The organism is Pseudomonas citronellolis, assembly GCF_001586155.1.
Classification (GTDB): Bacteria; Pseudomonadota; Gammaproteobacteria; order Pseudomonadales; family Pseudomonadaceae; genus Pseudomonas; species Pseudomonas citronellolis.
Genome location: NZ_CP014158.1, coordinates 4,594,873 through 4,608,256, shown reverse-complemented (window position 1 = coordinate 4,608,256; position 13,384 = coordinate 4,594,873). Strand labels below are relative to the sequence as shown.

General features: G+C 66.9%; 13 protein-coding genes. 12 read left to right on the top strand and 1 reads right to left on the bottom strand.

Annotated features, from left to right (window positions below; all coding sequences use genetic code 11):
- Nucleotides 1-96: 96 nt before the first annotated feature.
- The 10 genes from PcP3B5_RS19920 to PcP3B5_RS19875 all read left to right on the top strand — a co-directional run bounded on the left by PcP3B5_RS19920 (nt 97) and on the right by PcP3B5_RS19875 (nt 8,675).
- Entirely contained in the window at nt 97-642 is a 546-nt protein-coding gene (locus PcP3B5_RS19920) for a terminase small subunit (protein ID WP_061562231.1), read from the top strand.
- The gene (locus PcP3B5_RS19915; protein ID WP_061562230.1) at nt 614-2,578 is read left to right on the top strand and encodes a phage terminase large subunit family protein; all 1,965 of its coding nucleotides are present in this window, start codon (nt 614-616) and stop codon (nt 2,576-2,578) included. The genes PcP3B5_RS19920 and PcP3B5_RS19915 overlap by 29 nt, the downstream gene beginning before the upstream one ends.
- Nucleotides 2,569-2,784 (top strand): hypothetical protein, encoded by a 216-nt coding sequence (locus PcP3B5_RS19910; RefSeq protein ID WP_061562229.1) that lies wholly within the window; start codon nt 2,569-2,571, stop codon nt 2,782-2,784. Before PcP3B5_RS19915 ends, PcP3B5_RS19910 begins: the two co-directional genes overlap by 10 nt.
- On the top strand, nt 2,784-4,430 hold the full coding sequence (locus tag PcP3B5_RS19905; protein ID WP_061562228.1) for a phage portal protein: 1,647 nt from the start codon (nt 2,784-2,786) through the stop codon (nt 4,428-4,430). The genes PcP3B5_RS19910 and PcP3B5_RS19905 overlap by 1 nt, the downstream gene beginning before the upstream one ends.
- Complete coding sequence (locus tag PcP3B5_RS19900; protein WP_061562227.1) at nt 4,402-6,492, top strand: ClpP-like prohead protease/major capsid protein fusion protein; 2,091 nt, start codon at nt 4,402-4,404, stop codon at nt 6,490-6,492. Before PcP3B5_RS19905 ends, PcP3B5_RS19900 begins: the two co-directional genes overlap by 29 nt.
- Nucleotides 6,493-6,558: 66 nt before the next feature.
- Nucleotides 6,559-6,876, top strand: a complete 318-nt coding sequence (locus tag PcP3B5_RS19895) for a DUF2190 family protein (RefSeq protein ID WP_061562226.1) — start codon at nt 6,559-6,561, stop codon at nt 6,874-6,876.
- Nucleotides 6,876-7,196 (top strand): hypothetical protein, encoded by a 321-nt coding sequence (locus PcP3B5_RS19890; RefSeq protein ID WP_145923924.1) that lies wholly within the window; start codon nt 6,876-6,878, stop codon nt 7,194-7,196. Before PcP3B5_RS19895 ends, PcP3B5_RS19890 begins: the two co-directional genes overlap by 1 nt.
- Nucleotides 7,196-7,633: a hypothetical protein gene (locus PcP3B5_RS19885; RefSeq protein WP_061562225.1), complete on the top strand. Its 438-nt coding sequence runs from the start codon at nt 7,196-7,198 to the stop codon at nt 7,631-7,633. The genes PcP3B5_RS19890 and PcP3B5_RS19885 overlap by 1 nt, the downstream gene beginning before the upstream one ends.
- 50 nt (nt 7,634-7,683) lie before the next feature.
- A complete protein-coding gene (locus PcP3B5_RS19880; protein WP_061562224.1) occupies nt 7,684-7,899 on the top strand; it encodes a hypothetical protein in 216 nt (71 codons plus the stop codon).
- Nucleotides 7,900-7,928: 29 nt separating this feature from the next.
- Nucleotides 7,929-8,675, top strand: a complete 747-nt coding sequence (locus tag PcP3B5_RS19875; protein WP_061562223.1) for a phage tail tube protein — start codon at nt 7,929-7,931, stop codon at nt 8,673-8,675.
- Nucleotides 8,676-8,697: 22 nt separating this feature from the next.
- Here the strand turns inward: PcP3B5_RS19875 and PcP3B5_RS19870 are convergent, their stop codons facing one another.
- Nucleotides 8,698-9,045 (bottom strand): hypothetical protein, encoded by a 348-nt coding sequence (locus PcP3B5_RS19870; RefSeq protein ID WP_145923923.1) that lies wholly within the window; start codon nt 9,043-9,045, stop codon nt 8,698-8,700.
- Nucleotides 9,046-9,262: 217 nt separating this feature from the next.
- On the opposite strand from PcP3B5_RS19870, the gene PcP3B5_RS19860 reads away from it, so the two are divergent.
- Together PcP3B5_RS19860 and PcP3B5_RS19855 are read left to right on the top strand one after the other, a co-directional pair.
- Nucleotides 9,263-12,979, top strand: coding sequence for a tape measure protein (locus tag PcP3B5_RS19860; protein ID WP_061562220.1), 3,717 nt, complete (start codon nt 9,263-9,265; stop codon nt 12,977-12,979).
- Nucleotides 12,979-13,380, top strand: a complete 402-nt coding sequence (locus PcP3B5_RS19855) for a hypothetical protein (protein WP_061562219.1) — start codon at nt 12,979-12,981, stop codon at nt 13,378-13,380. Before PcP3B5_RS19860 ends, PcP3B5_RS19855 begins: the two co-directional genes overlap by 1 nt.
- The last annotated feature ends 4 nt before the right edge of the window (nt 13,381-13,384 follow it).

Genomic DNA, 13,384 nt, shown 5'->3' with positions numbered 1-13,384 from the left:
GTAGGTTCTCCCCGGGGGTAGGGGGCCAGAGGGTAATTCGAACCCCGCGCGCCAACTATGTATGACCGAATTTCGGAGGTTGGTTGTTGTGTTGTCATGAGCAACTCGAACATCACTCGGCAGCCCCATTGGCTCAACAAAAGCCGGATGGCGGCGAGCCTCGGCATCAGCACCCAAGCCTTTGATAAATGGGGCGTCGAGCCAGTGGCTCGGATCGGCCGCGAGGCCTTCTACGACGTCCGCTCGGTGCTGGAGAACCGCCTGGCCCAAGCGGAGCGGAAACACCAACCAGAGGGGGACTACCCGGACGGGATCGACCCCTATGCAGAAGCGAAGCTGACGCAAGAGCGTCTGCGCCTCACCGCGGCCCAGGCCTACGCCCAAGAGCAGAAGAACCAGGTCCAGGACAAGCTCCTGGTCCCGGCCCCGTTCGCCACGTTCGCCCTGGCGAAAATCGCCGCCAAGATTGGCTCGGCGCTGGAGACCGTCTGCAAGACGGTGAGTCGCCGCCACCCGGATGCTGATCCCTTGGTGATGGAGTCCTTCGAGCGGGAGATCGCCTTGGCGCGAAACCTTTCCGCTGAGTTCAGCGACGACATCCCGGGAATCCTCGATGAGTACCTTGCCACCCTGGATCAATGACCTGCGCATTGCGGTCAAGCTGGGTTTGCAGGGGATGTTTAAAGAGCCGCCGATGACGGCGGTGGAGTGGGCCGACAAGCACTTCTACATGTCGGCCGAGTCCTCGTACAACGAGGGCCGCTGGAAGACCGCACCTTTCCAGGTCGCCATCCTGAACGCGATGGGTAACGACCTGATCCGGGTGGTCAACTTCGTGAAGTCGGCCCGGATTGGCTACACGAAGCTGCTGATGGCCAACATCGGCTACAAGATCCAGCACAAGCGCCGCAACGTGATGATGTGGAGTCCGACCGATCCGGACGCCGAGGACATCAGCAAAAGCCACGTCAACGGTCTGATCCGCGACGTTCCGGTCATGCTGGAGCTCGCGCCCTGGTTCGGCCGGAAGGACGGCAACAACACCTTGGACAACAAGGTGTTCTCGAACCGCCGCAACCTCTGGATTCGTGGCGGCAAGGCCTCCCGGAACTACCGGGAGAAGTCGCCCGACGAGGTGATCTACGACGAGCTGTCGAAGTTCGACGCTGACGTCGAGGGCGAGGGCTCGCCGACGTTCCTTGGCGACAAGCGTCTGGACGGCGCGGTCTATCCGAAGTCGATCCGAGGCTCGACGCCTGGGATCGCCGGTAGCTGCCAGATCACCAAGGCGGCGGATGAGTCTCCCTACCGCCTGCGGCTTCACATTGCCTGCCCGCATTGTCAGCGGGAGCAGCACCTGAAGTGGGGCGGCAAGGATTGCGAGTTCGGCCTGAAGTGGGAAAAGAACGACCTGGGCGAGGCTGAGCGCGCCTGGTACGTCTGCGAGCACTGCGCGGCCTGCTTTGATCACCGGGACATGGTGGCGGCCCAGGCGAAAGGCCGCTGGATCTGCGACGAGACGGGCAGCTGGACGCGTGACAGCATCGACTGGTACGGCCCGGACAACGAGCCAATCCGCACGCCCCGTTCCGTCAGCTTCTACTGCTGGGCGATCTACAGCACCTGGACCACCTGGGTGTCGTTGGTGGACGAGTGGCTCAAGGTCAAGGGCGACCGCGAGAAACTGGTTACCTTCATCAACACCACGCGCGGCGAGGTGTGGGAGGAGGAGCAGGGCGACCGCGTGGAGTGGAAGACGCTCTACGCCCGCCGCGAGAACTTCCCGAAGGTGCCGCCGCAGGCGCTGGTCCTGATGGGCGGTATCGACACCCAGGACGACCGCTACGAGGGCCGCGTCTGGGCCTTTGGCCTGGGCGAGGAGGCCTGGCTGGTGCATCGCTTCGTGCTCTACGGCGATCCCGGCAGCGAGGAACTGCGGCGCAAGGTCGGGCTGGAGATTCACCGGCAGTTCACCCGCGCCGACGGCGTGCCGATGGGCGTCATGCGCTGGTGCTGGGACGCCGGCGGCCACTATTCCGACGAGGTGGAGGCCGAGAGCGCCAAGCACGGCGTGCACTGGGTGATCCCGACCTTCGGAGCCAGTACCTACGGCAAGCCCATCGCCAACTTCCCGAAGCGCCGTAAGCGCAAGGTCTACAAGACCGAGCTGGGCACCGACAACGCGAAGGAGCTGATCTACAGCCGCCTGCGCATCGACGTGCCGATCCCGTGGCAGCCGACGCCTGGCTGTGTGCACTTCCCGATCGACAGCGACATCTGCGACGAGGACGAGCTGAAGCAGATCACCGCCGAGAAGAAGAAGCCGGTGATGGCGAAGGGCGTCCGCGTCTTGCGCTGGGACTCCGGCGGGCGCCGAAACGAGGCGCTGGACTGCTTCGTGTACGCCCTGGCCGCGCTGCGCATCAGTCAGCAGCGCTTCGGCCTCGACCTCGACCAGCTGGAGCGTGCGCGCGTTGAGCCCGTGCCGGAGCCGGTCGCCCAGCAGCAACCCTCGAACGATAACCACGCCAGTACCTCCGGGGGCTGGCTCAACACTGGAAGCGGACCATGGCTCTGACAGCGCAGCAGATGCTCGACAAGTACCTGGAGGCCGAGGCCGCGGTGCTGGAAGGGCGGACGGTGATCTTCAACGGGCGCACCCACACCATGGAGGACATCGAGAAGATCCGCGCCGGCCGCCGGGAATGGGAGCGTCGTGCAGCGGCAGAGCAGGCACGCGCTGCCGGCCGCCGCCCCGGCCCGGCTCTGGCGGAGTTCAGCTGATGAACCTGATCGATCGACTGCTGAAACCCTGGGCCCCCGGTCTGGTGGCTCGGCGCCTGGCCGCCCGCGAGGCGATCCTGGCGTACGAAGCCGCCAAGCCTGGGCGCACCCACAAGGCCAAGCGGCAGCCGTTGGGCGCCGACACCTCGCTGCAGAAGTCGGCAGTCTCCATGCGGGAGCAGTGCCGGAAGCTGGACGAAGACCATGACCTGGTCACCGGCCTGCTCGACCGCCTCGAGGAGCGGGTGGTGGGAGGCAGTGGCATCGGCGTGGAGCCGTTGCCGCTGCGCCTGGATGGCTCGGTGCACGCCGAGTTGGCCATGGAGATCCGCAGCGCCTGGGCCGAATGGTCGCTGTCGCCGGAGACCTCAGGGGAGCTGACGAGGCCCCAGGTGGAACGCCTGATGTGCCGCACCTGGCTGCGCGATGGCGAGGGCCTGGCGCAGAAGCTGATGGGCCGGGTGCCGAACTACACGTTCGCCACCCCGGTGCCCTTCGCCCTGGAGCTGCTGGAACCCGACTACCTGCCCTTCACCTACAACGACCTGTCGAAGGGCATTGTCCAGGGTATCGAGCGCGACACCTGGCGCCGGAAGCGGGCTTATCACCTGCTGAAGGATCACCCCGGCAACCTGCAGGCGCTGGGCGGCAGCCTGGCGGTGAAGCGCGTCGAGGCGGAACGGATCATCCACATCGCCTACCGCAAGCGGATCGGCCAGAACCGCGGCGTGCCGATGCTGCACGCGGTGCTGATCCGCCTTGCCGACCTGAAGGACTACGAGGAGAGCGAGCGGGTAGCGGCGCGCATCAGCGCGGCCCTGGCGATGTACATCAAGAAGGGCAGCCCCGACAACTACGCGCTGGAGCCCGGCAAGGACCGGAAGAACCGAACGATCCCCATCGCGCCCGGCATGGTCTTCGACGACCTGGAGCCGGGCGAAGACGTCGGGATGATCGAGAGCAACCGGCCGAATCCCTTCCTGGAAGGCTTCCGCAACGGCCAGTTGCGCATGATCGGCGCCGGCACCCGCAGCACCTACTCCTCGGTGGCCAGGGCCTACGACGGCACCTACTCGGCGCAGCGCCAGGAACTGGTCGAGGGCTGGCTGGGCTACGACCTGTTGCAGCACGAGTTCATCGACTACTGGTGCCGGCCGGTCTACCGGGCCTGGCTGCAGATGTACCTGCTGGCCAGGAAGGAGCCGCTGCCCGCCGATATTGATCCGCGCACGCTCTACGCGGCGGTCTACCAGGGCCCGGTCATGCCGTGGATCGATCCGATGAAGGAGGCCAATGCCTGGGAGCTGCTGGTCAAGGCTGGCTTCGCCGACGAGGCGGAGGTGGCTCGCGCCCGCGGTCGAGATCCGCGCGAGCTGAAGAAGTCGCGCGAGGCGGAGATCAAGGCCAACCGCGCGGCCAGCCTGGTCTTCAGCTCGGACGCCTACCACCAGTTGGTCAAGTCCGGGATGGACCCGGTGGAGGCCGTGCAGAAGGTGTACCTGGGCGTCGGGACGATGCTCACCGCCGACGAAGCCCGCGAGCTCGTCAACAAATACGGCGCCGGCCTTGCTGTACCAGGGCCGGACTTCCCCAACGAGAGCAACAACGGAGGCGCCAATGGGCCGCCATCAACCCCTGATCCATAAAAGCCTGATGCTGCCGATGGCGATGGCGGCGGCGCTGACCGAGGCCAGCGCCCCGCAAGAGTCCTGGTACAGCATCAAGGCTGCCGGCCGCGGTGTCGCCGAGGTGCTGCTGTACGACGAGATCGGCGCCTGGGGCATCACCGCGCAGCAGTTCGCCCGCGACCTCAAGGCCATGGGCGACATGGCCAAGATCAACCTGCACATCCACTCCCCGGGCGGCGACGTCTTCGAGGGGACGGCGATCTACAACCTGCTGCGCAACCACCCGGCCAGCGTCGACGTGTACATCGACGGCCTGGCGGCCTCGATGGCCTCGGTCATCGCCATGGCCGGCGACACCATCTACATGCCCGAGAACGCCATGATGATGGTGCACAAGCCTTGGGGCATCCAGGGCGGCGATGCGGACGACATGCGCCGCTACGCCGAACTGCTCGACAAGGTCGAGGACACCCTGGTCATGGCCTACGCCAGCAAGACCGGGAAGTCCGCCGACGACATCAAGGCGCTCCTCAAGGAGGAGACCTGGATGAATGGCCGAGAGGCCGTCGCTGCCGGCTTCGCCGACCAGCTCACCGAGCCGCTGCAGGCGGCCGCTCACCTTTCCTCCAAACGCATGCAGGAGTTCGCCCACATGCCCGAAGCTCTGAAAACCCTGCTGGCCCCGCGCGCGCAGACCCCGACCGCGCCGGCCAACACTCCCGCGCCGACTCCGGCACCGGCCGCGCCGGCGGCTCCCGTGGCCGCCGCTCCGACCGAGGCCGAGATCCGCGCCCGCGTCCTCTCCGAGGAAGCCGGCCGCCGTACCGCGATCACCGCGGCCTTCGGCGGCTTCGCCGCTGGCCATGCCGAGTTGCTCGCCACCTGCCTGAACGACATGACCGTCACCGTCGACCAGGCCCGCGAGAAGCTGCTGGCTGCCATCGGCGCCGGCACCCAGCCGGCCGCCGCCCCGGGCGCTGGCGCCCACATCCATGCCGGCAACGGCAACCTGGTGGGCGACTCGGTGCGCGCGAGCGTGCTGGCCCGCATCGGCCGCGGCGAGCGCCAGGCCGACAACGCCTACAACGGCATGACCCTGCGCGAGCTGGCCCGCGCCTCGCTGGTCGATCGCGGCATCGGCGTGGCCTCGCTCAACGCTCCGCAGATGGTCGGCCTGGCCTTCACCCACACCTCCAGCGACTTCGGCCTGATCCTGCTGGACGTGGCCAACCGGTCGGTACTGGCGGGCTGGGAAGAGGCCGAAGAGACCTTCCCGCAGTGGACCAAGCCCGGCATCCTCACCGACTTCAAGCCGGCGCGCCGTGTTGGCCTGGGCGAGTTCTCCTCGCTGCGCCAGGTGCGCGAGGGCGCCGAGTACAAGTACGTCACCCTGGGCGAGCGCGGCGAGCAGATCATCCTGGCCACCTACGGCGAGCTGTTCAGCATCACCCGCCAGGCGATCATCAACGATGACCTGCAGATGCTCTCGGACATCCCGTTCAAGCTCGGCCAGGCGGCCAAGGCCACCATCGGCGACCTGGTCTATGCGGTGCTGACCGGCAACCCGGCGATGAGCGACGGCAAGGCGCTGTTCCACGCTGACCACGGCAACCTGCTCACCGGCGCGGCCTCGGCGATGTCCATCGACAGCCTGAGCAAGGCCAAGACCCAGATGGCGACCCAGCGCACCCAGGTCGATAAGGGCAAAGGCCGGACGCTGAACATCCGCCCGGCCTTCGTGCTGACCCCGGTGGCGCTGGAAGACAAGGCCAACCAGATCATCAACTCCGAGTCCGTGCCGGGCGCCGACGTCAACAGCGGCATCATCAACCCGATCCGTGGCTTCGCGCAGGTGATCGGCGAGCCGCGCCTGGACGACGCTTCGGCGACTGCCTGGTACATGGCAGCCAAGCAGGGCTCGGACACCATCGAGGTGGCCTACCTGGACGGCGTCGACACCCCGTACCTGGAGCAGCAGGAAGGCTTCACCGTCGATGGCGTGGCCAGCAAGGTACGCATCGACGCCGGCGTGGCGCCGCTGGACTTCCGCGGCCTGCAGAAGGCCAACGGCGCTGCCTAACCGGCGCTACCTCCCCAAGCCCCGCCCCTGCGGGGCTTTTTCTTTTCAGCCATCTGGAGACCCAACATGGCCAAGAACTATGTCGAGGACGGCAACGTCCTGACCCTCATCGCCCCGGCGGGCGGCGTTCAGTCCGGCGTGCCGGCGGTGATCGGCGACCTGGTGGTGGTGCCGCTGGTGGACGCCGCCGCGGGCGAGCCGTTCGCCGGTAAGCCCGGCGGTATCTGGAGCCTGCCGGCCGCCGCGGGCCTGGCCCAGGGCGCGAAGTGCAGCGTCCTCGACGGCGAGCTGGTGGCCGCCGCCACCGCTGACTCGGTGCCGTTCGGCTACATCACCGAGGCCACCGTGGCCGGCTTCGCCTCGGCGCTGCTGGTCCAGCAGTAATGGACACCCGGTTCGGGCGCCTCATGGGGCGCCTGCACTCGGTCGGCCAGGCCAGGACGGCCGATAGCGTTGTCGATTACCTCGACCGCCAGGGTTCTGTCCTGGTCGAGGGCCTCGCTGTGGCTGTCGACGACTCGGCCGAGCGGCTGAACGAGCAGGCCAACACCATCGACCGGGTGCGGACCATCTCCGCCCTGAAGGAGTCCCTGCGGCCCCTCGATCGCAAGGGAGCATTCCGGGACCAGGCCGGCAAGGTCTGGCACATCGACGGCATCCATGCGGATGACGGCCACCTGATCACCTTCTACGTGGTGCCCTGATGAGCGACGTACCCAACGTGCAGGCCGACATCATCGGCCAGCTGCAGACGCTGCTCGCCGGCGTTCCCGGCTTCGGCGCGGAGATCCGCGAGGACAACGTGCTGGACCTGATCGACGCCGAGGACGAGGAACTGCCCGACCAGCTGATCGTCCTGCAGGAGGGCGACACCTCGGAGCTGGACCGGTCCGGGGCGACGGTGCGCGAGGAGCTGACCATCAACATCGTGGCGATGACCCGGCTTCGTGACCATGCCCAGCCGCTGCGCACCGCCAGGCTGGACATCAAGCGGGCGCTGAAGGGCATCAAAGCCGGGTTCACCGTCGACGGCCTGATCAAGGTGGCGTTCCCCACCTCCGCGCCGCGGTACCCCGACAGGGGGCGCCGATGGGCGTTCCGGGTGATCCCCATCACCTTCACCTACGTGCAGCAGCTGTAACCCATCCACCAGGCCGCCTTCGGGCGGCCTTCTCATTTCTGGAGGGCCACATGCCCGAGATCACCATCACCAAGGCCTTCAACCACCGCGCGGGGGCCGGCGTGACGCACTACCCGAAGTCGAGCCTGCCCGTCGAGGTTTCCCAGGCCGTCGCGGAACACGCCTGGGCCCATGGCTTCGCGCCCAAGCCCAAGGCCGAGAAGGCCGCCGCCCAGCCCGTTGCGCCCGCCCCGGCGCCGACCACTGAAACCAGCGGCGCCAAGTAAGCGCCGGCCAATCCCTCGAGGAGACCTACATGCTCCAGCCCATTGATCGTTCTTTCATCGGCGAGGGCCAGCCCTTCGCCCGCCTGTATGGCTCGCAGGATGGCCTGCTGCCGTTCGGCAACTGCGACGCCTTCAGCGTCAGCTATGCCACTGACCGCAAGGCCCTGCCGAACTACATGGGTGGCGGCGGCAACCGCAACGTGCGCACCCGTCCCACCGACGTGACCGGCTCCATCGGCCTCTACGACATCACCCCGGAGAACGTGGCGGCGATCACTCGCGGCACCATCACCGTGGCGCCCACCGCGGCGATCACCGGCGAGGCTCACACCTCCGCCGGCGTGGCCTTCGAGCTGATCCCGTTCAAGTACATGCCGGACATGACCAAGACCATCACCGTCAAGACCGCCGGCGGCGATCCCCTGGCGGCTGGCACCGACTACCTGCTGACGCCCCACGGCATCCAGGTGCTGTCCGGCACCACCATCGACGAGACCGGCGTGCTGGTTGACTACACCCCGCGCAAGAGCACGGCCGTGCAGATGCTCAACAGCTCGGAGAAGGAGTTCGAGATCTTCATCGCCGGCCTGAACGACGCGCAGTCGGGCGAGCCCTACGCGCTGCGCATCCGCCGCGCGAAGTTCGGCCTGCTGCAGGAGATGCCGATCCTGGGCCAGGACTACCTGAAGCTGACCGGCCCCATCGAGCTGCTCGCCGATCCGACCGTCGTCGCCGACGACATCTCGAAGTTCCTGCAGATGGACCTGGCGGCCTAAGGCGGCCTGGCCATGGATGGCCTCATCCGCCGAAGAGCATTGCTTTGCCGTAATCAAGGATCGACTCGGTGCAGTAGCCCAGCAGCCAAAGCCCGGTGCCGCCGCTGGCCACAAGAGTGCGGTGCCACCAAGTGCTACGCCTGATTTCATCCTCTAGCTCATCCGCAAAGAGGCGACCTTTAGTGGTTATTCCTTGCCACACAAGGTTGGCGATGTCGTCCGGTTGTGCCCGGTTGCGGAGATATTTCCCTTTGGCTAGCTGCTCATCTAGCAGTTCAGAGGCCAGAGCATAGTCATTCGTAGATGCGGGGCCATTGAGCAAAATGCGCAGATATTCTTTTCTCCACGTCTTCTTCTTCCTCTTGTTCACCATTAGCTCCTGCTTGCGAGTAGGCCCTTACATTGCGTCGGTATCCGCCTGGACTGCCGAGTGGGCCTTCTATATCGGCTTTCTTGTGGTTTGGCTATTGCTCGGCCGGTTCGTGTTTGTCCCGTTGTTCCTCTGGCTCAGCCGGCGCCTGGGTTTCCACGACTTTGAATGACATCAGCCCGCCATCTGGCGGGCTTTTTCTTACCCGAGGATATCCATGGCCAATCCAGTTCAACGCCTGATTCAATTCGTTCTGCGCGGCAAGGACGAGATGTCTCCCGCCGCCAAGCAGTCCGCCGAGGCGCTGGAGGCGCTGCGCGCCAAGGCCAGCCAGCTCGGCGAGGCCCTCGACAATGCCAAGGGCGCCCGCGGCCTGGTCAACAGCCTGGCCAACACCCAGCGCGCCGTGGGCATCACCGAGACCTCGCTGGCGCGTGCCGAGCGGACCATCGAGGATCTGCGGCAGGCGCTCGACAAGAACCCCGACAACAAGGGGCTGGAGACCTCGCTGAAGGTCGTGGAGAGGGATGCCGCGACGCTCCGGCGCACCCTCGACACCCTGAACGCCAAGCTGGCTGATCAGGAGAAGGCGGCCAAGGAAGCGGGCGTCGACACCAGCAAGCTGGCCGACGAAGAGAAGCGCCTGGCCGCCGAGGTGGCGCGGACCAAGGACCAGATCGGCGAAAACTCCAAGGCCTTGCGCAGCCTGGAGCGCGACCAGGCCCGGGCGGCGCGGCAGGCTGCCGAGCACGCCTCGCGCGTCGGCGCCGTCAGCCAGGCGATGTCCTGGGGCACCACGAAGCTCCTCGGCTACGCCGCGGCCTTCGTGGGCGTCGAGAAAGTCTTGGGCCTTGTGGCCTCCGGGCTGCGCACCGTCGCCGCCGGCATCGGAGAGATGCTGAAGACCGGCGACACCTTCGAGGGCCTGGAGACGCGCCTCACGTCGCTGATGGGCTCGGTGCAGGCCGGCGAGCAGGCGACGGAGTGGATCACCAAGTTCGCCAAGGACACGCCCCTGCAACTGGGCGATGTCACCGACGCCTTCGCCTTGCTCAAGGCCTACGGCCTCGATCCCATGAACGGGACCCTGCAGTCGGTCGAGGATCAGTCGGAGAAGCTCGGCGGCGGCATGGAACGCCTGGAGGGCATCGCCTCTGCGGTGGGCCAGGCCTGGGCGAAACAGAAGCTGGAGACCGAGGAGATCCTGCAGCTCGTCGAGCGCGGGGTGCCGGCTTGGGACCTGCTGGCCAAGGTGACCGGGCGCAACGCCGGCGAGCTGATGACGCTGGCCAGCGCTGGGCGCCTGGGCCGTGACGCCATCAAGGCGTTGATCGAGGAAATGGGCCGCAGCTCGGCCGGTGCCGCGGCCGCGAACATGAGCCGCCTGACCGGCCTGGTCAGCAACCTGCAGGACACGGCCACCAATTTCCTCAACCGCATCGCCAAGGCTGGAGCCCTCGACTACGTGAAGGGCCGCCTCGAGGCGCTGGCCGATACCATCGAGGGGATGGACCGCGATGGCCGCCTAGATGCCCTGGCGCAGAGCCTGTCCACGGCGTTCATCGAAGGCGCGAAGAAAGTCGAGGAGTTCGCGCTGAAGCTGGGGGACGTCAGCTTCGAAAAGGTGGTGGATGACAGCACCGCCTGGCTCAAGGACTTCAAGGCCAAGATCGACACCGCCGAGGCCTGGGTAACCGGCTTGGTGGCCCCGTTCCGCATTGCGGCCAACCTCGTCACCGGCGTCCTGCGGGGCGCCATGGGCGGGCTGGTCGATATGATGGGCGGCACCTTCGCCAAGCTGGCCCTGCTGGCCAAGGTGGTGCCGGACATGTTCGGCGGCGCCAAGCTGGTGGCGGGGCTGGAATCGGCGCGCGACTCGGCCTACCAGATGCTGGACGGCCTGCGGGCCGGTGTCGTCCAGGACGGCAAGGACATCGCGGCGACCTGGTCGTCGGTGACGGGGAGCGTCGAGAAGAACGTCGACGCCCAGGTCCAGGCCGTCCAGCGCGGCGCCAAGGCCGCCCGCCAGTCCAGCCAGGACATGGCAGACGGTGTGCTCGACCACTTCCTGAGCATGATCACCGGCTTCGATAACGCCATGGCGGCGGTGAACTTCGCCGACACCGCCAAGCAGTTGGACGTGGTCAAGGTGGCGATCACCGAGGCCTACCAGGCCGGGCGCCTCACCCTGGAGCAGTACAGCGAGGCGCTGAACGCCGCGAGCACCCGGCAGGCCTCGATGGCGGCCGCGAGCAAGCAGGCGGCCGGTGCCACCGATGAGCAGGCCCGTGCCGTCGAGCAGCTGAAGCAGCGGCAGGCCGGCCTGCTCGACCAGTACCTCAAGCACCAGATCACCCTGGAGGAGTACCAGAAGCAGCACAACGCCATTGCCGAGCAGCTGCGCAACACCGGCAAGGCCGCCGACGAGGCCAAGGTGTCGGTCGCCAACTTCCAGGCGGCCCAGGACGCCGTCAGCTCGGCCAAGACCGTGGCCGACCTGAAGAAGTTGCAGGCGGCTATGTTCGACGCCTACAAGGGCGGTCGCCTGAGCCTCGAGGAGTACCAGCAGGCGCACAACGCCGCGGCCAGCAGCATCCGCAAGCTGGAGGCCGCTGCCGGCAGCGCGGCCACCAAGGTCGGCGGCCTGGGCGCCTCGCTGGCCACGCTGCAGGATGTGCAGCAGGCGATCAGCGATGCCCGCACCGACGTCGACATCTCCAACATCAAGTCGGCACTGCAGAAGTTGTACCAGACGGGGGCGATCAGCGCCTCCGAATACAACCGGGAGGTCGACAAGACCAACCAGAAACAGCAGCAGCTGAAGGCCTCCACGGATGGGCTCTCCAGCAGCACGCAGTCGCAGGCGCAGCAGGTCCAGGGCCTGACCAGGTCCCAGCAGATGATGAACGAGGCCATGGAGGATGGCATCGTCACCACCGAGGAACTGCGGCGGATCTCCGGCGAGAAGATGGAGGAGGAGCGCAAGGGCGTCCAGGCGACCAAGGACAACATCGCCGAGACCTCGGCCGACATGTCGGACTTCGCCGGGTTCTACGAGGGCGTCATCAACCAGGCCCGCCAGCCCCTGGCGGAGCTGGGCAAGGAAGCGCTCGCTGCCTTCGATCAGCTGCGCGGCATCAGCACCACCGACATCTCGATCGATACCAGTTCGCTGGAGTCGACCACCAAGGCGCTGCAGCAGATGCGCTCGGAGCTGGACAGGGTGCAGGGCGCCGCCTCGATGCCGGGCCTTTCCGGCCTGGGCAGGTGGGCGCTGTCGATGCAGGAGGAGAGCAAGCGGGTTGCCGTGTCCTTCCTCGAGCAGAAGCAGCAACTGCTCAGCCTGATGGATGGCTACGAGAAGAAGACGATGCCGCTCAGCGACTTCGTGGACAAGGCCAAGGCCGCGCGCAACAGCATGAACCTGCTGAACGACTCGGACCTGCGGCAGCTGGAAAGCGCTATCGACTCGGCCAAGCAGCGGATGGACCAGTTGGAGAGCGGCACCCGCGACACCCTGACCGGCCTCAAGGAGGAACTGGCGGGCCTGCGCGGCGAGACGGAAGCGGTGGACCGCAGCAAGTTCAACAGCCGCCGGCAGGATCTGCAGCAGCAACTGGCTGAAGCCCAGGCCGGCGGCAACCTGAACGCCGTGCAGAACATCATGGAGGCGCTGGCCACGCTCCAGCAGATCCAGGCCGAGACCGATGCCAAGCGCCAACTGGCGGAGCAGCAGGCCCGGGTGGACGCGCAGAACGCTGCGCAGGCACAGGCTCCCGCGCCGGCCGCCGCGGCTCCAGCTGCTGCAGCACCTTCCCAGCCGATGAAGACCATTCGCCTAGAGGTCCAGGGGCGGAGCGTAGACGTCGGCGTCACCGATGACGGTAGCCAACTGCTCGACCTGCTCGGCAAGGCCGCCTTGAGGACTAGCTGATGATGCTCGACAGCATCGAACTGGATGACCAGCTCGAATGGACCGATGAGTTCACCTGGGACTCAGTGGCGCAGGAGCAGGAGCGCTCCATCACCGGGGCGCTGCTGGTGCAGGAGGGCGTCAAACTGCACGGTCGGCCCATCACCCTGCAGGCCAACGGCGGCGCCTGGACGCCGCTGTCGGTCGTGCGGCAGTTGGAGGCCCTGCGCGACCAGCGGCTGAAGGTCATGGACCTGGTGTTGCCGGACGGCCGGGAGTTCTCGGTGACGTGGAACCGGGCCAACGGCCAGGCGCCGCTGGAGGCCTCCCAGGTGCACCGCACGGTGAACCCGGGGCCGTCCGAGGACTACGAAATCACCCTCCGCTTGATCACCGTGGCGCCGCCGCCCGTTACCCCCTGACCTG

Excerpts from the sequence above, each read along its gene's own strand:
- PcP3B5_RS19910 (WP_061562229.1), top strand. The coding sequence starts at position 2,569 with ATGGCTCTGACAGCGCAGCAGATGCTCGACAAGTACCTGGAGGCCGAG.
- PcP3B5_RS19875 (WP_061562223.1), top strand. The coding sequence starts at position 7,929 with ATGCTCCAGCCCATTGATCGTTCTTTCATCGGCGAGGGCCAGCCCTTC.
- PcP3B5_RS19915 (WP_061562230.1), top strand. The coding sequence starts at position 614 with ATGAGTACCTTGCCACCCTGGATCAATGACCTGCGCATTGCGGTCAAG.
- PcP3B5_RS19890 (WP_145923924.1), top strand. The coding sequence starts at position 6,876 with ATGGACACCCGGTTCGGGCGCCTCATGGGGCGCCTGCACTCGGTCGGC.
- PcP3B5_RS19895 (WP_061562226.1), top strand. The coding sequence starts at position 6,559 with ATGGCCAAGAACTATGTCGAGGACGGCAACGTCCTGACCCTCATCGCC.
- PcP3B5_RS19885 (WP_061562225.1), top strand. The coding sequence starts at position 7,196 with ATGAGCGACGTACCCAACGTGCAGGCCGACATCATCGGCCAGCTGCAG.
- PcP3B5_RS19855 (WP_061562219.1), top strand. The coding sequence starts at position 12,979 with ATGATGCTCGACAGCATCGAACTGGATGACCAGCTCGAATGGACCGAT.
- PcP3B5_RS19860 (WP_061562220.1), top strand. The coding sequence starts at position 9,263 with ATGGCCAATCCAGTTCAACGCCTGATTCAATTCGTTCTGCGCGGCAAG.
- PcP3B5_RS19920 (WP_061562231.1), top strand. The coding sequence starts at position 97 with ATGAGCAACTCGAACATCACTCGGCAGCCCCATTGGCTCAACAAAAGC.
- PcP3B5_RS19880 (WP_061562224.1), top strand. The coding sequence starts at position 7,684 with ATGCCCGAGATCACCATCACCAAGGCCTTCAACCACCGCGCGGGGGCC.
- PcP3B5_RS19900 (WP_061562227.1), top strand. The coding sequence starts at position 4,402 with ATGGGCCGCCATCAACCCCTGATCCATAAAAGCCTGATGCTGCCGATG.
- PcP3B5_RS19905 (WP_061562228.1), top strand. The coding sequence starts at position 2,784 with ATGAACCTGATCGATCGACTGCTGAAACCCTGGGCCCCCGGTCTGGTG.